Annotated in this window: 13 protein-coding genes; all 13 read left to right on the forward strand. The window is 47.9% G+C overall.

The genetic code is table 11. The features are described 5' to 3' along the window. Position 1: 1 nt before the first annotated feature. The 13 genes from ACE41H_RS15095 to ACE41H_RS15155 all read left to right on the forward strand — a co-directional run bounded on the left by ACE41H_RS15095 (position 2) and on the right by ACE41H_RS15155 (position 22,492). A complete protein-coding gene (locus ACE41H_RS15095; protein ID WP_375356196.1) occupies positions 2 to 841 on the forward strand; it encodes a hypothetical protein in 840 nt (279 codons plus the stop codon). Further along, on the forward strand, positions 841 to 2,712 hold the full coding sequence (locus ACE41H_RS15100) for a P-loop NTPase family protein (RefSeq protein ID WP_375356198.1): 1,872 nt from the start codon (positions 841 to 843) through the stop codon (positions 2,710 to 2,712). The genes ACE41H_RS15095 and ACE41H_RS15100 overlap by 1 nt, the downstream gene beginning before the upstream one ends. Beyond that, positions 2,709 to 4,778 carry a hypothetical protein gene (locus ACE41H_RS15105; protein ID WP_375356200.1) on the forward strand — a complete coding sequence of 690 codons (2,070 nt, stop codon included), beginning with the start codon at positions 2,709 to 2,711 and terminating at the stop codon, positions 4,776 to 4,778. The genes ACE41H_RS15100 and ACE41H_RS15105 overlap by 4 nt, the downstream gene beginning before the upstream one ends. A 44-nt stretch (positions 4,779 to 4,822) precedes the next feature. Next, positions 4,823 to 5,239 carry an ABC transporter permease gene (locus ACE41H_RS15110; RefSeq protein WP_375356202.1) on the forward strand — a complete coding sequence of 139 codons (417 nt, stop codon included), beginning with the start codon at positions 4,823 to 4,825 and terminating at the stop codon, positions 5,237 to 5,239. An 18-nt stretch (positions 5,240 to 5,257) separates the two neighbouring features. Further along, positions 5,258 to 5,644 (forward strand): hypothetical protein, encoded by a 387-nt coding sequence (locus ACE41H_RS15115; RefSeq protein WP_375356204.1) that lies wholly within the window; start codon positions 5,258 to 5,260, stop codon positions 5,642 to 5,644. A 16-nt stretch (positions 5,645 to 5,660) separates the two neighbouring features. Next, a complete protein-coding gene (locus ACE41H_RS15120; RefSeq protein WP_375356206.1) occupies positions 5,661 to 6,212 on the forward strand; it encodes a hypothetical protein in 552 nt (183 codons plus the stop codon). After that, complete coding sequence (locus tag ACE41H_RS15125; protein WP_375356208.1) at positions 6,199 to 7,185, forward strand: hypothetical protein; 987 nt, start codon at positions 6,199 to 6,201, stop codon at positions 7,183 to 7,185. The genes ACE41H_RS15120 and ACE41H_RS15125 overlap by 14 nt, the downstream gene beginning before the upstream one ends. Positions 7,186 to 7,377: 192 nt before the next feature. Next, the gene (locus ACE41H_RS15130; RefSeq protein WP_375356210.1) at positions 7,378 to 8,622 is read left to right on the forward strand and encodes an S-layer homology domain-containing protein; all 1,245 of its coding nucleotides are present in this window, start codon (positions 7,378 to 7,380) and stop codon (positions 8,620 to 8,622) included. A 775-nt stretch (positions 8,623 to 9,397) separates the two neighbouring features. After that, positions 9,398 to 12,037: a DUF5704 domain-containing protein gene (locus ACE41H_RS15135; RefSeq protein WP_375356212.1), complete on the forward strand. Its 2,640-nt coding sequence runs from the start codon at positions 9,398 to 9,400 to the stop codon at positions 12,035 to 12,037. A 21-nt stretch (positions 12,038 to 12,058) separates the two neighbouring features. After that, on the forward strand, positions 12,059 to 19,261 hold the full coding sequence (locus tag ACE41H_RS15140) for an OmpL47-type beta-barrel domain-containing protein (protein ID WP_375356213.1): 7,203 nt from the start codon (positions 12,059 to 12,061) through the stop codon (positions 19,259 to 19,261). Between the two features lie 295 nt (positions 19,262 to 19,556). Continuing rightward, the gene (locus tag ACE41H_RS15145; protein ID WP_375356215.1) at positions 19,557 to 20,228 is read left to right on the forward strand and encodes an aldo/keto reductase; all 672 of its coding nucleotides are present in this window, start codon (positions 19,557 to 19,559) and stop codon (positions 20,226 to 20,228) included. 385 nt (positions 20,229 to 20,613) lie between these two features. Continuing rightward, complete coding sequence (locus tag ACE41H_RS15150; RefSeq protein ID WP_375356216.1) at positions 20,614 to 21,366, forward strand: SDR family NAD(P)-dependent oxidoreductase; 753 nt, start codon at positions 20,614 to 20,616, stop codon at positions 21,364 to 21,366. A 46-nt stretch (positions 21,367 to 21,412) separates the two neighbouring features. Further along, positions 21,413 to 22,492 carry an alkene reductase gene (locus tag ACE41H_RS15155; protein ID WP_375356218.1) on the forward strand — a complete coding sequence of 360 codons (1,080 nt, stop codon included), beginning with the start codon at positions 21,413 to 21,415 and terminating at the stop codon, positions 22,490 to 22,492. Positions 22,493 to 22,944 lie beyond the last annotated feature (452 nt).

The raw sequence follows: 22,944 nt of genomic DNA on the forward strand, positions 1-22,944 counted from the left end.
CATGTCGATCATTACATTCTGGAGCCCGGATCACGGGCGGGGGAATACGGCGAACTGTGCCGCCGCCGGGGCCATGATTGGGCTGGATTATGATGTCCGGACACTGATCGCCCGGACCCAATTCGGGAATTCGAGTCTGGAGGACGCTTTTCTTAAATCCAAGGAACTGCAAATCAAAAATTTCGTGACCTCGGCAGCGACCGGCATGGATGCGCTCGAGCGGCTATTTAAAACGAAGCGGCTGAGCGCGTCCGGCATCAGCAACCATACCTTATCGCTTGAGCCTGGGCGACTGGATCTTTTGACAGGAACCAGCAAGCCGGATGAATCCGGCCATGAAGGGAGTGAGCATGTTATGGCCGCCATATTTGATGAGGCAAGGCGATATTATCAGGCCATCATTTTGGATATTGAAAGCGGCAACGCAAATAAGGTAACCAATCAGCTTATTCAAAGCTCGGACCTTGTCGTAGTCAATCTGATCCAGGATCTGAACTCGCTGGAGCGTTATGCCAGTCAGGAGCAGTGGCCGTCCGCACTGCAGGAGAAGAACAAAATGATTTTGCTTGGACAGTATGATCCCCATTCCAAATATAACGCGACGAATATCAGGCGGAAATTCGGAATCAAGGACCCGCTCTTTGCCATTCCGTACTGCTCGGAATATCGGGATGCATTCAATGACAAGGATGTGCTCGGCTGGTTCCGGCGTACCCGCAATGCCGGGCGGCGGCATGGCAGCTATCCTTTCTTGCAGGAGGTCAGGAAGGCTGCCAAGGAGATACTGTCACAGATCGGGATTAACACAGAGATCAAGCGCATTGAGAGGGGAGTATCCTGATGCTTGTCATTTGGAATGGCATCGGTATTGGAATCCTGTTGACCGCCCTTCTGTCATACCTGATTTACAAGCTGAGACATCCGCAGGCTATACGGAAAGAAAAGAAAACACCGGAGGATATGGAGCGGTACAGCATCAAGCAGATGACCCAGTATATTAAAGACAAATTCAATGAAATGACAGGTGCGAATCTATATGATTTGGCTCTGGACCTTGAGGATTTCAACCGCCAAAAGCATATGCGCACCGAGTTGAAGGCTGCGCTCAAGGGCTGCAACAGCGGTGACTTGTACGACAAAATATATGTCAAGGACCTAATTTATGATCTGTTGATCAGGGATTATGGCATGAATGAGCGGAATGCAGACTATGTCCTGCCCTTTGAAGAGCCGGACAAGCTTGCAGCTAAGGATAAATTCGATATTTTAATACAGCTGTACAAGAAAAAGCACCATTACAAGGCGCTTCCCAGAATGATCGAAGAATACCGCCTGGATGAGCTTAAATCCGTGATTGAGGAAGGACAGACGGAATCCTATATCATCACAGAGGAGGAGATAAGCAGAATTTACCGCGAAAAGTGCACAGGCCTGCTGTCTTTCGAGGATAAGATGCAGGTCATTGTGCAGCGGATTTATCAGGGCTTCAAAGGATTTGGCGTCATAGACGAGATTCGGTATATGGAAATCGACGGTGTATCGGGAGGGGTGTCCGGCATTCCCGCCTCCATGCAGGATATTGAAGATGAAGAACAACTGCTGCAGGCGATGAAAGCAAGCAAGGGGCATGATAATACCCATTCGGTATGGATTATGTACCGGGGCAAAACAATGCATTTGTCCTTCCTGTCCTTTGGCAGCGAACTGGAGCTGAAGCGGATTTGTCAAACGATTTACAAATGGAACAATCCGGGCCAGCTTACGGAGCAGAACGGCTTTATCGTCAACGATATGAAGGACAATTCGCGGATTGTTGTGATGCGTCCCCCGTTTGCGGAGTCATGGGTGTTTTTCAACCGGAAATTCAATCTCACATACACCGATCTGGAGCATTTCCTGAATCCCAGGGACCGGGGGTACACATTTGGAAACACCGAACTGCCCATTCGTCTGATCCCGTTCCTTATGAAAGGGGCCAGAGTGACTACGGTCACAGGCGATCAGGGAACGGGAAAATCGACCTTGATGATGGCCATGACACGTTATATAGCCGGATATTTGACGCTTCGGGTACAGGAAATGGCCTTTGAGCTGCATCTGCGGAACCTGTTTCCACAGCGGAACATCGTGTCCGTTCGGGAAACTGCGGATATTACAGGCCAAAAAGGGATGGATATTCAGAAAAAGACAGATGGAGCGGTCAACATTATCGGGGAGGCTGCGACCGCAGAGCAGGTTGCCTGGTTTCTGCAGGCCGGTACCGTTGCCAGCTTGTTCACCATTTTATCGCACCATGCGAAGACGTTCCGCGATCTCGTATTTTCCCTGCGGAATTCAACGCTGCAGACCGGGCTGTTTCGCAATGAGTCCATTGCCGAGCAGCAGGTGGTCAGTGTACTGGATTTTGACATTCATCTGTTTAAGGATGCTGAAGGGCGGAGATATATTGAACGGATTACGGAATGTGTGCCCTTGCTGGAGCAGGACATCTATCCCGAAGATCCCGGGCGGGCAGCCATCGAGTTTTATAGACGCATGACGGATCGCAAAACGTTCGAAGGCAGAGATATCGTCGTATTCCAGGACGGCGCGTATATCGCCAAGCATCCGATTTCAGAGCGGCAGCAAACGGAAATGATTCGTCATATGAATGCCAGAGACCGGGCGGAATTTACAGAGCTGCTTGCAGCCTACTGGAAGGTGCCCGCATGAGCAGCTGGCTGCTTACTGGCTTCTCCTTCGGTATGTTTCTGCTGTTTTTGATCGCCTTTGCCTTGATCGCCTTCGTAAAAAACGCGGAAGGGAGAAGGAAGAGCGACGTTTTTGAAAGACTGTTCGGGAAGAGAGCGAGCCGTCATCGCCTGAATCTGATTTATCAGAAATCCTATGTTCAGTTTCAGCGATTGCCGTTGCTGCGAAAATACATCTGGAAGATCCGCAAACGGCTGGAGGTGCTGGATTCCTTCGATGAGTACGCGATTCGCCGGCAGACGATGCATATTGCTTTTATTACATTAAGCTCGACCGCAGTTCTGGTGCTGCTGTTCTGCCTGATTAGCCGTGATCTGTTCACCATTTTCTTTATTCTTTTTGGCGCTGTCGTTCTGAACGGAGTGATGATCACCACCTTTGTGAACCGTGTGGAGGACCGGATGCTGAAGCAGTCCATCACACTGTTTGAGGATACGAGGCATCAATTTCAGCGGACCCGGAATGTGGAAGAGGCGATCTATGAAGCAAGCCTTACTGCCCCTCATGAAGCGGCCCGGCATGGTGAGCGAATTTATGAAATTTTGACCGCAGATGATCAGCACAAGGCACTCGACATTTATTACGAGGTTGCGCCAAACAAGTATTATAAAATGTTTACCGGCTTTTCCTTTCTCGTATCCGAATTCGGGGACCGGATTGTCAGAAATTCGTCCATGTACCTCAGTGCGATCGCCAAGCTGATCCAGGACGTGAACTATGAAATTTTACGAAGAGAGCGGCTGAACTATTTGCTTAAAGGATTATCGACGATTGCCGTGCTGTCGGTGCTGTTTGTAAAACCGATTGAGCTGTGGGCGAAAACCTACTTTCCTGTCATGAGTGATTTTTATGCGAGCAAGCTCGGGTTCTTCATCAAAGTCTTTTTCTTCCTTGTCGTGCTGCTGTGTTACGCGTTGATCAAGAAGCTGCTGGCGAATGACGAGGCCAGGTACGTAGCCAAGAGCGAGCGCCTGCTTTGGGAGAAGCTCTTGTACACGAAGATCCCCTTGCTGCGCTGGATCGTAGACCGCTTTGTACCTGTGCCGCACAAAAAGGCTCATTTTCAGCTCACGGTATTGATCAAGGAGGCCAACTCTTATCTCACACTGGAGTGGCTGTACGTTCAGCGCCTGCTGCTTAGCGGGATTATTTTGATAGGCACTGTCCTCATGTTTTTCTATATGCACTCGCTGTCTATCCAGCATGTACTGCACGATCCTTTGCGGGGAACGGGGATTTTCGGGAAGCTTGGCCCGGATGAGCTGGCGGCTGCACAAAAGAATACCGATTTTGACCGCTCCGTGCTTGTCATGCTAAGGGGAACGGCAGAGGTATCGCCATCATCGCTGATCCACCTGGTAAGCACGTTAACAGAGACCAGCAGCAATGATGCAACGACTATATTTACGGCCAACCGGATCTATCAAAAATATGTGGACATTCAGAATGAGTACTTCAAGTGGTGGGAGCTGCTGTTATGTCTGCTGCTCGCCTGTACAGCTTATCATACACCTCTTTGGCTGCTGTATTTCCAGAAAAAGATTCGTTATATGGAGATGCAGGATGAGGTGGATCAGTTTCATACAATTATATCCATTCTGGCCCAGTTTGAAAGAATGGATGTCGAAACGGTGCTTGAGTGGATGGAAAGATATAGCGTTATTTTTAAGGACCCGATCAAAAACTGTCTGAACAACTACAGTAGCGGTCAGGAGGAAGCGCTGGAAATACTGGGTGAAGATGTGGCTTTTGAGCCTTTTGTCAGGATTGTTGAAAAGCTGAGGTTGTCGGTTGAAAAGATTCCGCTGCTGCAGGCCTTTGACGATCTGGAATTGACGAAGGAGTATTATGCCGAAAAGCGCAAGGAGCACTTCAGCAGGCTGATTGAGCGGAAAGCGTTCTGGGGCAGAATCTTTGGATTGGCGCCCTCCATGTACTTAATCTTTCTTTATTTGGTAGTCCCGATGATTTACCTGAGCATGACACAGGCCGGGGCGTCCTTTGAGCAAATACAGAATGTGCAGTGAGTTGATATTTTATTTATTACATTTAGAAAAGGGGAGTATGAAATATGGGTACTGCGGCAAAAGCATTAATCGGAGCAGCGGGTCTGTTCCTCGCTATCGCCTTGATTACGTTGAGTGTAACCCTGTTCGGCACAGCTCAGGAGGGGGCCAAGCAAGCGCAGACAGAGTTTTCCGGCATTCAGACCGAGCTGTCTGGACAGGCATATGCGGGTTATGACAATACGATTTTGACCGGCAGCCAGGTGGTCAACACCATCCGCAAATTCGGCAATAAAGAAAATTTTACGGTCAAGGTGTCCACGAACAAGAACAAAAGCGGCACCGTCTATACCAAAGGCAGTATCGGCAGCGCCACTGATATTACCTCCAGTGAATACGTCAATCCGTCAGGACAATTCAAAGGTGTGATCATTCGTGACGAGAACAATGTGGTTACAGGCATTGAATTTACGCAAAGCTGATGGACAGGATCTGCCAAAATGAATAGTATATCCGTCAAAATGCTGTTTACTGCGCTAGGTTTTCTGTTGTTCATCAGCGCGGCCGCGGTCGGAACCGGATTGTTTATTCAAAATCACGTTGCGCTGGATGAAGTGGATGCCGCGCTGAGCAGCCGGGATCGGGACATCGTCGTCATTCCGGTGATGGAAGAAGAAGAGAAGGTTAGCGGGGCCGGAGTCATGCAGTCCATTTTCCAAATTGCAGAGCTCGGAGCGGATATTCAGGTGGACGGTTATCTTTTTTCCAAAGACGCCGGTATAGAAGATACGGATGTTTCCATCATTGATTTACGGGCTGTCTACAGTTCGTCGTATCAAAGGAATGGGGATGGTAGGCTCGAACGTTTAATATTCAGAAAACAATGAGGAATGGAGATCGTAAATGGCCAGGTACGTGCTTTATCCGTTTGCCATTATACTTGCTTGTCTGCTGCTCTATTTCTATCCTATGCAAACGGCCTATCAACAGCAGGATCAAATAGCGTATAACATAGCTTATCAAGCGACCACCAATTTTGTGGATGCTGTGCGCAGCAAAGGCTACATTACACCGACCATGTATAAAGATTTTACGAGGGAGCTTGGTGTTTCAAATCTATATGATATTCAAATGGAGCATAAGGCAAAGCAGTATAATCCGGTCTATTTGGACCCGCTTGATGCCGCTACCTTTACCGGGAAAACAGATGTTTATTTTGAGGCCCGATACACGGAAAGTATTTTGGCCGTTCTATTTCCTGTGGGAGGCGGTTCAGATATTGCGGATAACCGGAAGTATTACATGCGGGAGGGGGATTTTTTCACCGTTACAGTGAGGAATACGAATACAACCAAGGCTGTCCTGATGCATAACTTCCTGACCAATGATCATTCAGGAGACTCGACACGGATCTATATCCCTTATGGAGGGATGATAGTGAATGAAGATTATTAGCTGGTCGCTTGTGCTGGTGGTGATCGTGTTTCCGCTTTTCTTTAAAAATAATTTGCGGGTGCTGGAGCAGGAAAGGACTCAGGAAAAGATTGTGCTCTATGATGGAGCTGTGCGGACAGCGGTGCAGGATGCGGCTTTTGCACTGCAGATGAATGAAGATCAGGACCTTGGGAGCGGCTATGCTTCTTTTAAACGGATTCGTGCTAATAAAGAACTGGCAGTAGAGGCTTTTTACGAGACGCTTTTTAATAATGTAGGGATTCGTGATGATGAAACAGCTCAAGGTGTGCTCAAAACGTACATTCCCCTCATTGCGGTTGTCGATTACGACGGGTTGTGGGTGTATACCAACGAAACCTTTCGGAATGGAAGAGGAGAAAACGTCAACAAGCAGGTATGGAAATCCAAAAAGCCGTTTGCTTATGCAGATGAGCAGGGAAACAGCCTTTCTTTTACGCTGGACGATTATGTGTATGCTTATGACGCCGAGACGAAAACGTGGTTTGAGGGGACGAGAGCGGACGTCGCTGTTCTTACCGGCCACAGCATAGCTCTGCTTGACGATCCGGAGCTTTTTGAACAGGTGCGGCGGACGACGATTATATCGGTGCTGCAGGACAATTTGGCATATTACATTAATTCCTATAACGAGTATGTACAGAAACTGGGCATAACCTACACATTTACGCTGCCGCGTGTGGAACAGGAGGAATGGAACAACACGATAAACGATATCGGGGTCATTTCTTTTATTCAAGGCATGCCAGTTGGGATGAATCGCTATAACAGCTATGCGCTCGGCGGCAGCAGGCTGATTAAAAATACGGAAATATTCGGATATGTGGAAGACGGCATCAAAGTCTACTATCGGGCATCTGATAACCATGCGGGTGAAATCATAGAAAAATTCACAAGTGAGAAGGAGGCGGCTTTGGCCGGTTATTTTCCGGGGAGTGCTATAAACGTACATTGAATACATTGATAGAAGACAGGCCGTGATTAAGGGAAGTTTTTCATGAAATTATAGAATTGTTCAGCTCCGCTTGTATATAAATCTATAATCCTAAAATAATTTTACAAATTTTAGTGAAACTTTTTGGAGAAATTGGAAGGGGAGGTTACACTGAAAGAGTATATGGCAAGAGATTAATGGGGGGGTTAGAACATGGTAATGAAAAAAGTTATGGTATCGGTTTTTACAGGTATGCTTGCTATGGCTACGGTATGGGGATCAGTAGGAGTAGAGGAAGCTTCCGCGGCTTCGGCATTCAAGGATATACCGGCAGGACACTGGGCCAAAGCCTCTATCGATGCTGCTGTTAACAACGGATATTTAAAGGGATATTCGGACGGAACATTTCGCCCCAATGCCTCGGTTACGCGCGCGGAATTTGCCGCCATTTTGTCCCGCGTCTCCAGCAATGAGGTGGAGGGAGGAAAAGGAAGTTTTCCAGACTTGTCTGGTAGCTGGAGTGAAGAGGAAGTTAATAAGGCGATTGGGATGGGCTTTATCTCCACGGGTGATTACCCTAATGGGTTTAAGCCCTCTACGTCGCTGACTCGCCGGGAAATGTCGAAATGGATGGCGTCCGGATTGGCTGCGGCGCAGGAAGATTTTCAGACCGCATTGTCAGATACAAAGGAGACGCTGGTTCCTGTTGCTGAGTATTACAAGGGCGGGCTGAACAAGGCGGATTATCCTTATGTGTCGGTTACTTTGGGAACAGGACTGATGACTGGGTATGAGGATGGAGCGTTCGGCCCGGCCAAGACGACGACGCGTGCTGAGGTAGCGGCTATTTTGGGGCGGTATGAATCTGTTCAGAAGAAAAAGGCTGCTGATTTCCGTGATCTCAACGAAATGAGAGAGGTGGGGCTGACGGGAACGAATTTGACTTCGCTGACGCCGTATAAGTTTGCAAACAATGACGATGGCACGCCAGCAGACTTTACCCAAATCAAAGATAGAGAATTTAAAATACGCAATAATTTGGGAACACAGGCTATTCATCGATTGATCGTTGTTGAATCTGATAGCGATAAGAAGTCAAAGAATCTATATGGAAAAATGTTTATTGATAAAGATTTTGATTGGCCTATAGACGGCAAAGAATACTATGTCTTTACAGAGGCAACTCTTGTACCTAATGGGGATAACCTTTCGAACCTGGCATTTGCAAATGCTACAGGAAACCGTTTTTTAAGTGGGTCAAATTTTGAATCAGGTACTGTTAAATCATTTGGAATATCAAATCTGCCTCATACGAACTACCTATCTTCCGGTTTTTTTAAGAAAGGTGTAAAAAGACAATTTTGGATGTATACATCTATGCCAAAAAATAGCTTTAACGGAAGTGTCACAGAAGCAATTGCGGTGAACGGAAAATATACTGTGATGCATTTAGATTAAAGTGAGTGAGAGGACGGGGTTCTTGTTGGAGCGGACATTACTACTTAAATTTGTCCTACTTATTCTATTAGGTGTCTTCCCGGTACTATTCTATAGCACGACAACTGCTATCGCTGCAGGACAGGTGACAGCTGTAAGCAGTAATATTGAGGATCAATTAGAGCTTAAAGATCCTTATGTTACACCAGAGGGTCCTGTTCAAGAGCAAAAATATGTAATCCCTGTAAAAGGGATAAAAGATGCAAATCCTGGAGTGTATTGGGTGCAGCGAGATGATGGGGAGTGGTCAGCCACTTCCTATCGGTCACTGGGAGGTAAAATGATTGTACCCAATGTGGGGTCCGAACAAAATCCTTGGCCTGGAGTAGGGGAAGTCTCGGATAAGATAGACATGAAGAAGCCAGCCTATCAACCAGATGTATATACAAAAAAAGACGGTATGCCACAGAATCCTAAACTTGTAACTAATAATCATATAGCAAAAGCTGAAACTATTGTTAGTTATCAAGGAAGAAATTCAGACATCACTGAACTTGAAGTTAAGGATTTATATTTTATTTCCATCACTTCAGACACAGGTGAAGTGACCCCTGGAGAAAGTGGCACTGGACTATACAGAGAAGAGTATAACGATCAGCAAGAAGTTAACGGTAGGTTATCTACTCGCCCTAATGGATATCCCAAAAAGACAGCGATGTATCTTACTCCATTAAATTTAGAATGGCGCGGTACGATTGTCGAGAAGAAGAAGATTCAGGCAACGGGCGTCCAACAAATGGAAGTCGGACAGGAAGCCCAGTTCAAAGGAGAGGTTGCTACCCAAGATCCGGGTGAGACGAAATATGGGGACATGGTAAATGTTACTCAACGCCCAGGACAAACTGAATGGTCTTCGGATAACAATGCAGTAGCAATTGTAAATTCAGAGACGGGTCTTGTCAAAGCGATAAGCCCAGGGGTGGCCAAGATCACAGTGCAATGGAAAAACGGAACATACTGGCTTACGGATACCGTTGCCGTAGCTGTAGGCGGAGTTCCACTTCCAGAGGAGCCAGAAGAACCAGCCGTGGTTTGTACTCCTCCACAATCTGCAGGAGTCAAAGCCGGCAGCCAGATGAACAGCAGCGCGGTCGGAAAGATCAAGGCGGATGTGCGGGGATCTGAAAAGTTTGAAGTGGCCAAGGGTATTCCGACCTCGGAAAGCCTATACGGCAACGTCTTGGCGAAGGAATATTTGTACAATAACAAATTCGAGAAGTTCACTGGCACGTGTACGTTTACGGTTCCCGTGAGCAAGACTTACAAACTGAAATGGGAGGAGAAAGAGGAGTACGAAAACAGCAAGGGCGAAACGAAGACGCGTAACGTTAAAAAGTCGCGCAGCGTCACCGTGAACCCATCCTATGACATTGTACGGCACTATTCCTACTGGACGATTCCTGGCCTGCAGGTGTTTAAAATCGACAATGCCAAGCTATATAATTACGCCTTCCAGGGCAATGGCATCGTCATTGATCCAGGCAGCTCCTACAAAGTGCCGACGATGGATGTAGAAACGGAAGTGGAGAATCTGCTGGAGCCGTCACCGGTATCGGCTTCCGCTCCAAGTCAGACGATTGATGGCGGCAGCAGCGAGCCGGATGTTCCGGATGAAAACCTGCAGAGCTATGCAGAGGAAGAGACGCCGGAGCTGGATGTGCGTAACGATAAGCTCATCTTCAACGGAGAAACCGTGATGGACGGTTCCATGGTCAAAACCAAAACCAAGGATCCTGGAGCGATCAAAACGCCGCTGAGTATTGACGAAAACGCTCTGTACCGTCCGGAGAACGTTATTCCGGTCAGCAAGACCAACAAAGCAGATAACGAAAGCAATGGCACGATTGAGTATTCTCCGCTCGACGGCAGCTTGGGCAATCCGGAAAACGTGCGGCAGCCTGTCGATGATTTGAACAGCGTTACGGTTCATACGCCGGTGGTCATGTATCCAAGCGTGAGTAATGATAAGGAGCATAACCAGAAGGTATACCCGACCGCAGGCACCGCCGCCCTGGTGCTGGACCGGCCATTCACCGTTACCATTCCGACAAACGGGCCGCACCGGGATATTAAAGGGTACGGCAACCGGGACTATGCGAAGTACACGGCATACAAGCAAGTGCTGTTTGAGTTCGATGTCTACAACGAAGATATGGGCAAATACATTCCGGCCAAAACCTGGATCGATATTCCGGTGACTCAACTGCAGACCACGTTCCGGATGCCGGTATGGGTCGATGAAGGAAAATATACGGTCCACTTCCGTTCGATAGCCGAGAATGCGCCTGAAAATTTCACGTGGGAGAAGATGGCCAATTTCGACTTGGCCAACCATGTGGCGATCAACACGGTGCCGGTGGAAGTGATCGGGCGCCTGTACGACTTCAAAGTCACGGACATCATGGATTATGATTGGGAGACGGTCTTCCGCACGAAGAAGGGCAGCTCGGAGCCAACCGGTGCGGCGTATTGGGTCGGTCCAAACTCCATTGACGGCGCGGCCCGTGGCAACAAGTTCCCGTATCTCCTGCCGATCCGGCCAGGAAGCCACCCGAACAGCGGGTATAAGAATGTGGCCGTGAAAACCGGCTACGCGTTCAAATTCGACTTTAAGACCAAAGGGAATAATTTCGGTCAGAAAGACCATGTAAGGATCGTGCCGACATTCTACTTCGTGAATAAAGACGGAACTCAGCGTCAGAAAGTCGATCTGTATTATCACAATCAGACCACAGGGCAAAAATTCGTGAAGATTGGTTCCAGCCAGGACACGTTGACCCGAAGCATTGTTCTGAATACCCCGTTGCGAAACATCTCTTCAACGGAGCTGAACAACACGGACAAATACGTGGCCACCTATGGTTTCACCGACTTCCTGAAGCAGTCCCGCAATAAAAGCACCATTGGCGGGTACAGCTTGCTTGATTTAACGCAGCGGGTACGGACTCTGATCGGACCGACGTCCAATGTCCCGAAAACGGTAGATCCGGGCCGGGCCGTGGCATCCATTCAAAAATGGTATGGCGAGTACAGTTTGCCGGCAGCTCCGTATGTAGTGTCAGTCGGCTTCAACATTGCAGAGTACGGCAGAACCAACAAGCTGACGGATCATTCACCGATTTTCCTGAAGGACGGATATATTGTGGTGAACTTTAACATTGAAACCTATCAGGATGGATCAGACACACCGCATCTGCGGTATTACAGACTGCCGGGGGACAGCACGCCGCTGGATAACCAATGGCAGCTCGAAGGGTACAGCAATGTAGTCCAGGATAAGTATGGCCATGAATTTGCAGCTCCGGATGGAGATGTTGTTTATTATCATGCGAACTTGTCCAGTTATGACGACTTCAAGTCTTCTGTAACCCATTAACATGAAGAGGGGGGAAACCATTTGCGAAGATGCGTTAGCATTCTTCTCCTGATCATATTGGTATCCGGGATCTTTAATCCGTATTTCGGCTCAGCTGTTTACGGTTCGACCGATATGCCGGAGGCAGCCGATCAATCGAAGAATGCGGAATTACCTATACGAGACTCATCAGATTCACTCTCGGAGCCAGATAAACAAGCTGCAGATCCGGAGCGAGAAGAAGCTGTTCAAAATAACGAATATTCGGATAACAACGAAATAAATACATCGGAAGATGATACCATTGCACCCGATATGCCGAACATTTTGGTGAATAACGTGAGCTGGGACAGTAATGAAAAGCAGCTCGCCCTTCAGGATGGGTCGGATGCAGGCGGTAGCGGTGTGCTGAAAAGCCAGTACAAGCTGGGTGAGGGTGAATGGCAGGATTATCGTTTACCTGTTCGCCTTCCGGATCAAGATACGATCATCTATGCTCGTACGCTGGATCATGCTGGGAATATCAGTGCAGTAGCCGAAGCCACGACAGACATTGCCAAAACACGGCCGGCTACGCCAAGTATTCAGTTGAGCAGTTCTGAATACACGGAGCAATCTGTTCTCGTCACCATTACCGGTAGTCGTGCAGGGACAGTGAAGACCCAGTACAAATTGGGGGAGTTTGGTTCTTGGATTGATTACACGGAGCCTTTTACCATCACCAAGGAGGGCAGAACCACGGTTTATGCTCGTACTGTGGGTGTCTCCATGGTAGCAAGTAATATTGCTGCTGCGGATGCCAAGATCCAATCGGCGGCTTCATCCGGTCCAGTTATGCATACTGCTGCGGAATGGGCAGCTTTGGAGTCGGGCAAAGAAGTTGCCGTTTGGGATCAAGTAATGAACCAAATGAAGAATTGGGCATCGGCAATTGAGAAAGCATTTGCTCAACAGACATCTGTCAAGTTGATGGAGAATGTTGTGATTTTCCGCCATCATAAGCTTCGGATTAAACAGCCTGGAGAGCAGCAACGAGCTGGTAAGCATAAGGTGATCCCTTCGGGAAGAAGGATCTTTACTCCTCAGAAACGAAGAAGAGCGAATGGGATTGCCGTATTCATTCTTGTGTTGGTGTTGCTTGGCCAAACACTGAGTTTATTTGTTTCTGCTGCGAAAACATACGCAGGTTCAGACGTTTACGTTTCCAACAATGATGGGAATTACACCAGCTTTTCCGGGAATTATGGGGGGACTGGTGGGGGCAACTATGCTGAAGGTGGTACTTATCAATCCAATGGCCATTATTTTTTTGCTGAGGCAAGGTACATTGATATCGGATATGATGTGACTCCATCCAGATACACGATTAATTTCATGGCTAGCGGTTGGAGAGGGGGTATGAAGATATATGCTTCCCAGACGGGGGATAAGTACTATAGTGGTGCCTGGACTGAAATTTCTGATTATTACATCAGCGGAAGTCAATCTCAGACGCCCTATGCTGGAAGTTGGAGGGTGCTGGATTTAAACAAATTTCCAAAGCCATTCAGATACTTGAAAGTGGAAAGGGCAGTCGTCGACGGTCTATCAGGAACAGGAGCTGTTGATGGGATTAACTTCAACATGGTGTACCAGCCGGATACATCCGGTCCGCCTGCCCCATCAGTTACGGTGAGTCCGACGAACTGGACTAATGGTAACGTTGCTGTGTCACTGAATGGAGCCGTTGATCCGGATACAGGGCCGGTTACGGTTCAGTATCGGATGGACGGGGCAACCAATATTGGCTGGACAAATGCCAGCACTGCAGTCATTTCCAATGAAGGGATCACAAATGTATATGGCCGCTCTTTGAATGTTGACGGCTATGCCAGCGCAGAGAACAGGGGGACGGCATATATAGACCGGACCGCTCCCAGTCAGCCAGTAATTTCTACGGATAAAACCGGAAAAGTAAATACAGATGTGACGGTCAACATAACGGGAGGAGGCGACAGTCTTTCGGGCGTTTCGAGAACAGAGTATTCGCTTGTCGGCGCACAGACTGCGGGCTGGAGTGCCGTAACCGGTTCTTTCAGGGTGACTGCAGAAGGACAGACTACTGTGAGCGCGAGAACGATCGATAACGCCGGGAATATCAGCTCAACAGCGACGACCGTCGTAACCATTGACCGAACTGGACCAGGCAAACCAACAATAACTCCATCCTCTACGCTGAGTAATCAAACGGTCACAGTGCAGATTGCACCTGCAGGTGATGCGGATATGAATTATACAGAGTACAGGTTGAGCGGAGCAATTACACAAACCTGGCAGCGGTACAGTGGAAGTTTTAGCCTGCCAAGTGTCGAGGGAGAGACAGTCATTGTTGCTCGCTCCATTGATATGGCTGGGAACGTGAGCGGCGAGAACACAGCTAAGGTTTTGCTCGATATGACCAAGCCAACCAGTCCAATGATTTCGCTGAATCCAAGCGGGAAGGTGACGAGTGACGTAACAGCAAACATTACACCTGGAACGGATACTTTGTCAGGGGTAAAAATCACGGAATATGCCCTTGCCGGTGCCACCGTTGCCGATTGGAAGGCCTACTCGGGTCCCATCAAGGTGACCAGCGAAGGACAGACGACGGTCAGCGCCAGAACTGTGGACAACGCAGGCAATATCAGCAGCGTAAGGACAGCGGTCATCCATATCGACAAAACCGGTCCCGCAAAACCTGCGATCGTACCGTCGAAAATACTCTCGAATGCAGCCATACCTGTAGAGATTGTGCCTGCTGCAGATAGCGATCTAAGGGGGACGGAATATAAGCTGGATGGTGCGGTGACACAGAACTGGCAGACCTACAGCGGACGGTTTTCCGTTCCTGCAGTTGAAGGAGAAACGACCATCACTGCCCGCTCCTTTGACGACGTAGGTAATCTGAGCGCTGTAAGCACAGCGTCTGTCCAAATCGATACAACCAAGCCGACTAATCCAGTCATCACGACGGATCCAATCGGCAAAGCAGCAAGTGACGTTTCAGTCAGTATCACACCTGGGACGGATGCATTTTCGGGGGTAGCGAAAACAGAATACGCTTTGAGCGGCGCGGAAAATGCTGACTGGAAAGAAGTGAAAAGTCCATTCACGATCACTGCCGAAGGTGAGACGGTTGTCAGGGCTCGGACCATCGACAAAGCAGGGAATTTTAGCGACGTGATCGAGGAAATCATCCGAATCGACCGGACCAGCCCCGGCCTGCCGGAGATTCAGCCTTCCAAAATGGTATCCAATCGCGATATCCGGGTGACCATTGAACCTCCGGCCGACCAGGATACCCGACTGACAGAGTACAAGCTGGAGGGCGCCATAACCCAAGACTGGCAGCCGTACAGCAATGAGTTTGTTATTACCGCCGCCACAGAAGGGGAGACGGTAATTACCGCGCGTTCTACAGATGACGTAGGCAACGTGGGGGAAGAAACAAGCGTTACGGTTCTCGTTGATACCACCAGTCCAACGGCTCCAGCAATTGAAGTAAGCAAAGCGTCTCCAAGCCCGGAAGATGTAAGTGTCCATATCCGTCCAGGAACGGATGCCGGATCGGGCATGCACCGGACGGAGTATATTCTGTCTGGCGCAACACAATTTAAGTGGCCGGTGGATGCGACAGACGACTTTATTGTATCCGCTGAAGGAACGACCGTGATCACAGCCCGCTCCTACGATCAGGCTGGGAATGTCAGCGAGGAAGCGATCTATGAACTGACGATTGATAAATCGAAACCGGAAGTCACAGTCACTGCTGATGCCGAATACGCTCAAGATGCTATCCAGTTAAAATTTAAATTTGCAGATTCGCTTTCTGGCATCGACAAACGATATATTCAGGTTTCCGGTTCGCTTGATACACCACAGATCTGGATACCGGTCGATAGTGATACGGAGACCACAATCACAGATGAGGGCATCTGGTATGTACATGCTAGAGCAATCGATAAGGGCGGTAATGTGACAGATGCGGACCCGCTACGTGTAGTGGTAGACCGGACGGCGCCGAGCGCACCGGTGATTACGGCAACAGAGGACGATTATACTGCCGGCAATGTGGATTTCACGGTAGATGGCAGCGCGGACTCGCTCAGTTCGCTCTACTATGAGTATCAAATGGGCAATGGAGAATTTGAGAAGGGAAGCAGCGGCAGCATCACGGAAAATGGTACGGTGGTGATCTCTGCACGCGCCATTGATGCAGCAGGGAACGTGAGCGCCGTAACCAGCAAGACAGTTTACATCGATAAGCAGGGTCCTGAAATAGACATCGATCCCGATGGCCGCAGCTGGTCGGATGATGACATCCAAGCTTCCGTTTCCTTTTCAGATGCAGGATCGGGCGTCAAAGAGAGGTTTTACAAAATTACGAGTTCCCTGGACGAGCCAGCCACCTGGGATATAGCAGCCGATAATCGGGTGGGAATAACAATCCAGGATGAAGGCATTTGGTACATCCATGCCAAAGCGGTGGATCAGGTGGGGAATGAGGAGATCACCGTTTCGAAGCCGTTCCACCTGCAGGAGGAGCCGGAGGCTCCAGCTTTATCCGTTCAATCGTTAAAACAGGATGAGGCAGTCTTGGAGTGGACCTTGCCGAGTGGATCTGCTTATACGGACGGCTATCAATACACCCTATACAACCAGTCTATTGGCCAGCGTTTCACAGCTGATTATCCGGAAAATGTATTTACTGTTACGGGCCTGCAGCCGGGTACGCGATATCCGTTTGAGCTGGAAGTGAGCAATCATGTTGGAAAAGCAACCAGCAACACAGTAGAGGTTCTGACCCTACCTGCAGCTCCGCAACATATGGTTGTATCACCGGTCGAAAATGACTCCAGCCAGGTGTTGGTCAGCGCGGACCCTGTGCAGTCGGCAACTGCCTACCGCTTGAGAGCAGTTCAAGCCGATACGATGCAGGAAGTGTTCAATGAGACGGTTACGACCAGCGTGTATGCGCCGGTGCTGAACCTGCAGCCGGCTACGTTCTATGACATTTCCATATCCGCAATCAATGAGAGCGGGGAAGGCCCTACAACACACCAGTCCGTCATGTCGCTCCCGGCGTCTCCCGGGTTTACATATGTCCGGATTGGAGAGCGGGATGTCGATCTGCAGTGGGATAGCGTAACGAGCGCTACCTATTATGAACTGGAACGGGACGGAACAACAGTGTACGACGATGTGTACAACGCCTTCCATGATATCGGACTGAGTTCCGGTACCGAGTACAGCTATCGCTTGACCGCAACGAACGAGTCCGGTAGTGGGGATGAAGCGAGGCTTGATCTCATTACGCTTCCGGCCAAAGCCGAAAACTTCCGCAGCCTGGACGCAGGCGAGGATTGGATCCGGCTCGGTTGGAGACATGTACGAGGCGCAGCGGGTTACTGGCTCTCGGTTGATGGCGGTTCGCCAGCACAACTGAGTGCCGATCAGAACGAAATCACGATCCGGGACCTGCCGCCTGGCCAATCGGCTCAGTTTACGATTCAGGCGTATAACCGCAGCGGTTTAGGGGTAACAGAAGCAACTTATGCACTGACGCTCCCGCTGCAGGTGGACGAACTCCGATTCACTGAAATTGGTGAGAAGAGTGTCAAAGTGAGCTGGGATTCAGTGCCTGGCGCAACCAAGTATCAGGTAAGCATGAATGGAAAGACAATGACCGTTTCCGATACGTTTGCTGTTTTCAATGGGCTTGAAGGCGGAACGGCCTACGAAGCAAGCGTAGCCAGCGGAAATTCCTCCGGGTTTGGGAAAGAAGTGGACGCAAGCGTACTCACGCTTCCGGCAGCTCCGCAAGGCTTGAAAAGCGTGGACGCGAAGGATACGTCATTTACCTTGGCATGGACGCCTTCGAAGAGCGCGACATCATACCGGATAGAACAGGAAGGATTTGGGGATCTCGGAACTGTGACCGGGCCTGCTATTACTGTGGGTGATCTTCTTCCTGGGATTATTTATCACTTCCGCGTTTTTGCAATCAATGAAAACGGTGAGGGGAACAACAGCCGATTCACATGGCGAATGTTGCCGGGCGATATAAAGGAAGGCAGCCTTCAGGTTTCTGAGATTACGTCATCCTCTGCACAGGCTACTTGGAAAGAAGTGACCGGCGCAGACATCTATCGGGTTTATCTGGACGGACAACCTATCGTGGAAACGACAAGCCTGTTGTACGATTTAAACGGCTTAAACAGCTCTCAGACCTATGTGGTTGCTGTCGAGCCCGTCAACACCAGCGGAAGCGGAGGGATGCTTTCAGTAGCCTTTGAGACGAAACCATCCGGCGATTTCACATTACGCAGTGAACATACGACCGATTCGGCTACCTTGTATTTCGATGACGTTCAGCCGAATGATACCGTGGTCGTTTCCTTGGCTGGAAAAGAGGTATATCGTGGTATGGCCAAATCTTTTACCAAAGGAGAACTGACTGCTGGAACCAGCTACACTTTCATCGTTTGGACGGAGAATGCCGGGGGGATGAAATCTGCATCGAAAGAACTCACCGTGCAGACTGACGCGAGAGTATCTGGCGGGTCCGGTGGGGGTGGTGGAGGCGGCCAAACCGCAGTCATTGAGGAACCGAGTTTCACGATTCAAATACCAGCAGAGCCACAAACTCCTGTTGCTGAGATTGACAACGTCACAGGAGCATCCAAAGATATAATATTCAAAGATATTGATAGAACCTTTAGCCGGGAGAAAATCACCTTCTTGGCTAAGAAAGGCGTAATTGAAGGCACCGCAGCAACGACATTTGAGCCTAACCGGGCGGTTACACGCGCTGAGTTTACTGCCATGATGGTTCGGGCATTGGAGCTTCCGGAAGCATCCGAAACGGTACTGTCTTTTAAAGACATCGACTCAGAAGCATGGTACATTCCTGAGCTGGGGACGGCCATTGCTCATATCGTTGCCCGAGGTTTCAGTAAGGATATATTTGCTCCTAGTGCTGTGATTAACCGGGAACAGGCCAGTAAAATGATCGGTAACACCTTGCGGGATTTACCGCAGGAAGCAATTAGCAATGTGTATAAGGATGAGAATGGAATTTCTTTATGGGCCAAGGGAGAGGTCATGGGGCTGACCCAGGAATCACTGGTTCAAGGGTACCCTGATGGAACTTTCCGTCCGAAAAACCATGTTACTCGCGCTGAGGCAGCTGAAATGATCTACAATATGCTGCAAAAGCTTTGAAGAAGTATGGTGGTGCCGTATGGATTGGAAAAATTGGTCTTGGAGCATGCCCTTGATTAACCAGGAGATGAGGAAGATACGGGAAGATTATATTAAGCAAATGGGCCAGGATGAATGTAACAATCATGCAAAAGCAATAAACGAACAGTTTAAAATGTTGATGGCAGGAGTCCGCAAATAGCGGACTTCTTTTGCTACAAGAAAACATCAGTTAATCTATTCAGGTTATTCTTCATCAACATCTCTTGTGTAGTCGGATTAAACTCCGAAAAGACCTGCCGAGCACATAGCGGAATTGGTTCGTTTCATTGATCACGAATACGGCCGCTTGGAAACATACAGGCGCCTTTTAGGTCATACTGGACTTAAAGTAAGCAGTTTTGTATTAGGTACATGGCAAGTAACAGAAGCTCAGTGGATTAGTGAACGTAAAAATGTAGCACGTTTTATTTCTGAGCAATCCCCCTATTCAATTTTAAACCGAAGCATTGAATTCGATTTGCTTGCTGCCACAGCAAAATACGGAATAGGCGTTTTGGTGTGGAGCCCACTTTCAGGTGGTCTATTAACTGGTAAATATCGATTTGGAGAAGCGTATTCTGCCGACTCAAGAGCAGCCACTTTTGCGGGAAGTTTAAAATCTGTTGTGGACCCTAACCGGGAAGAAAACCGGCCGAAGTTCGAAGCCATTGCAAAACTTCAGACACTTGCAGATGAAGCGGGGCTAACTTTACCTCATCTTGCCATGGCATTTACACAATCCCACCCAGCCATAACTTCTGCAATTATTGGGGCTAGAACGATCGAGCAGCTAAGGGAAACTCTTAAAGGTAGTATTACTCGATTAAGCAATGATGTACTTGATGCGATAGATACGATTGTTCCACCCGGTGTGACCCTTGATGCGATGGAAAAAGGGTGGACTCCTGATTGGTTAGAATCAGACAAGCGAAGAATCAAAGGGTAAAGTAAACATATTAGGAGGCAGGTCAGGTAGCTGAGGAAGGGTATAGAGGCTTCTTGCGTGGCGATACCATCATCATACCAGGGGCTCGCAACCGACTGATGACCTTCATTCCGCGATTACTGCCACGCAAATCAAATGGGTGACCCGTAAATCCAGCATCCGAATATGAAGAATAATTGTGTTTTATCAAGGGAAAGATGTAATTGGTCCTAAAAAATGAATAAGTTTAAAGTCTGAGAAGAGAAGTTTTTGATAAAAAATACTTTACCGATCATTCTAGAAATGTTATGATTAGTGCGGGTTAGATTTAAACGTATTTATATCACCTTAATAGAATGATCGTTCTTAAAAGATTGTTCTCATTTTTCGAAAGGGAGCGAGTTGTATGAAGTATACAGTTATTACAGGAGCAAGTTCAGGAATCGGTTATGAGACAGCATTGGCGTTTGCGGCTAAGGGTAAAAACCTGATTATTGTTGCCAGAAGATTGGACAAGTTAGAAGAGCTTAAATCAAAAATTCAAGAAGTAAATTCTAATTTAGACGTTGTTATTGTTACTAGTGACCTTTCGGTTACTGATCAGGCGTACAATTTATATAAGGATTTGAAGAAATATCAAATCGAGACATGGATTAATAATGCGGGGCTTGGAGAAGGCTCCTTTATTGCTGATCAGAAGCTGGAAAAAGTAGAGACCATGCTACGTGTTAACATCGAATCCTTGACCATTCTTTCCACACTATACGTGAGAGACTATGCTGATGTAGAAGGTACTCAGTTGATTAACGTATCCTCAGCACTCGGATATGCTATCGCTGTTGGCAGTGTTGCTTATTCAGCATCGAAATATTACGTTAGTGCATTTACTGAAGGGCTTGCCAAGGAACTGGAACTGAAAAGTGCAAAGCTAAAGGCGAAAATTTTAGCACCAGCCATCACGGAAACCGAATTTGTGAAAAAATCAATTGATGTTGAAGATTATGATTACAAAGCCAGTATGCCGAAGTATCATACTGCCAAGGAAATGGCGGGTTTTATGGTTGACCTTTACGACAGTAACGAAGTGTTAGGAATTGTAGACCAGAACTATAATTTCAATTTGAGAGGACAGATCTATCCGGTAATTTCAGAATTTTAAATCCACTTGTACGTCCGTGCATCTCATTTAAATAGGAGGAATGAATATGGAAAAATTATGGAGTAAAACAAAAGTTGGAAACATGGAATTGCCTCATCGACTAGCGATGGCGCCAATGACTCGTAGTAGAGCACAGGCAGATGGTACACCAGGAGAGTTGGCTGCACTTTATTATACTCAACGCGCATCCCTGGGACTTCTTATTACGGAAGGTGCACAACCTTCAGATGATGGTCAAGGTTACTTAATGACACCTGGGATCTATACGGAAAAGCATATTGAAGGGTGGAAAAAGGTTACCAATGCCGTGCATGAAGCAGGCGGGTACATCTATATCCAATTAATGCATGCCGGTCGTGTGTCGCACCCTGACAATACACCACATCATCGGCAGCCGGTTGCACCATCTGCAATTGCACCAGGAATAGAAACGTTTACGGCAACAGGCATGCAGGATGTCCCTGTACCACGCGAGTTGAGTAAGGAAGAGATTCAAACGACCATTGCAGATTATCGTAAAGCTGCGGCTGCAGCTATTGCAGCAGGGGCTGATGGTGTTGAAATTCATGGAGCAAATGGTTATCTAATCAATCAATTTATTGGAGAAAATTCAAACACGCGGACTGATGAGTATGGTGGTTCTATAGAAAATCGCGCTCGCTTTGCGATTGAAGTAGCCAAAGCTGTCGTTGATGAGATTGGCCCAGAGAGAACTGGCTTCCGCATTTCTCCAGGGACGCCTCTTGGCGGAATTCAAGATGGTGAACAAGGGCCAGAGCTTTACCGTTACTTGACGAAAGAATTAGCTAAATTGAATTTGGCTTATCTTCACGTCATGCACCTTGGAAATGATGAATTACTTCAAGACATTCGTTCCTTATGGACGAATCCGTTATTAGTCAATCGCGCTGGACGGACACTAGAAAATATCAGCGTTGATATCGATAGTGGTCTTGCTGATCTGGCACCTGTTGGGGTATGGTCATTAGCTAATCCGGATTTTGTGGAGCGGCTTAAAGCAGGCGCTCCATTAAATGAAGCAGATCCTGCAACATTTTATGGCGGTGGAAGCAAGGGATATACGGATTATCCTACATTGAAAGAATTAGAACATCAGAAGGGGTAAGTAATTGCTCAAAAATGGCGTACAACTGAAAAATTGTACGCCATAAATGTATTTGAGAATGAATGACTTGAGGAAAACAACGTTTTAGGAGAAACCCTATTTATATTTGTATCGTTTCTTGGATCAGCCTAAAGATCAGTTCTTGACGCATGAATTGTACTGTACTGGCAAGCATTTTCTGCATTGAGGTACTCCAGGTCAACCTAGACCCTAATGCTGCTTCATTATTTAAGTGTCGAAACACCAACTCCAGCTACCAAGTTTCGGGAAAATGTTTTGTCAAGCACTGGTTTTTGTGCATTGATCCATCTGCACCCTAAGCATGCTTTGCATTCATGAAAACGATGAAGGCAACTCAACGGAAGGAAGTTGATTAATAACTTGAGTGTTGCAAATTCATTCGAGTAAGGTAGAAAATGGACAGACTTGTAGCGAGATACGATTTTTAGCCT

The organism is Paenibacillus enshidis (genome assembly GCF_042136365.1).
Lineage (GTDB): Bacteria > Bacillota > Bacilli > Paenibacillales > Paenibacillaceae > Paenibacillus > Paenibacillus enshidis.

Bases quoted from the DNA above. Each gene is read 5' to 3' on its own strand.
- ACE41H_RS15095 (WP_375356196.1), top strand. From the start codon at position 2: ATGTCGATCATTACATTCTGGAGCCCGGATCACGGGCGGGGGAATACG.
- ACE41H_RS15100 (WP_375356198.1), top strand. From the start codon at position 841: ATGCTTGTCATTTGGAATGGCATCGGTATTGGAATCCTGTTGACCGCC.
- ACE41H_RS15105 (WP_375356200.1), top strand. From the start codon at position 2,709: ATGAGCAGCTGGCTGCTTACTGGCTTCTCCTTCGGTATGTTTCTGCTG.
- ACE41H_RS15110 (WP_375356202.1), top strand. From the start codon at position 4,823: ATGGGTACTGCGGCAAAAGCATTAATCGGAGCAGCGGGTCTGTTCCTC.
- ACE41H_RS15115 (WP_375356204.1), top strand. From the start codon at position 5,258: ATGAATAGTATATCCGTCAAAATGCTGTTTACTGCGCTAGGTTTTCTG.
- ACE41H_RS15120 (WP_375356206.1), top strand. From the start codon at position 5,661: ATGGCCAGGTACGTGCTTTATCCGTTTGCCATTATACTTGCTTGTCTG.
- ACE41H_RS15125 (WP_375356208.1), top strand. From the start codon at position 6,199: ATGAAGATTATTAGCTGGTCGCTTGTGCTGGTGGTGATCGTGTTTCCG.
- ACE41H_RS15130 (WP_375356210.1), top strand. From the start codon at position 7,378: ATGGTAATGAAAAAAGTTATGGTATCGGTTTTTACAGGTATGCTTGCT.
- ACE41H_RS15135 (WP_375356212.1), top strand. From the start codon at position 9,398: ATGGAAGTCGGACAGGAAGCCCAGTTCAAAGGAGAGGTTGCTACCCAA.
- ACE41H_RS15150 (WP_375356216.1), top strand. From the start codon at position 20,614: ATGAAGTATACAGTTATTACAGGAGCAAGTTCAGGAATCGGTTATGAG.
- ACE41H_RS15155 (WP_375356218.1), top strand. From the start codon at position 21,413: ATGGAAAAATTATGGAGTAAAACAAAAGTTGGAAACATGGAATTGCCT.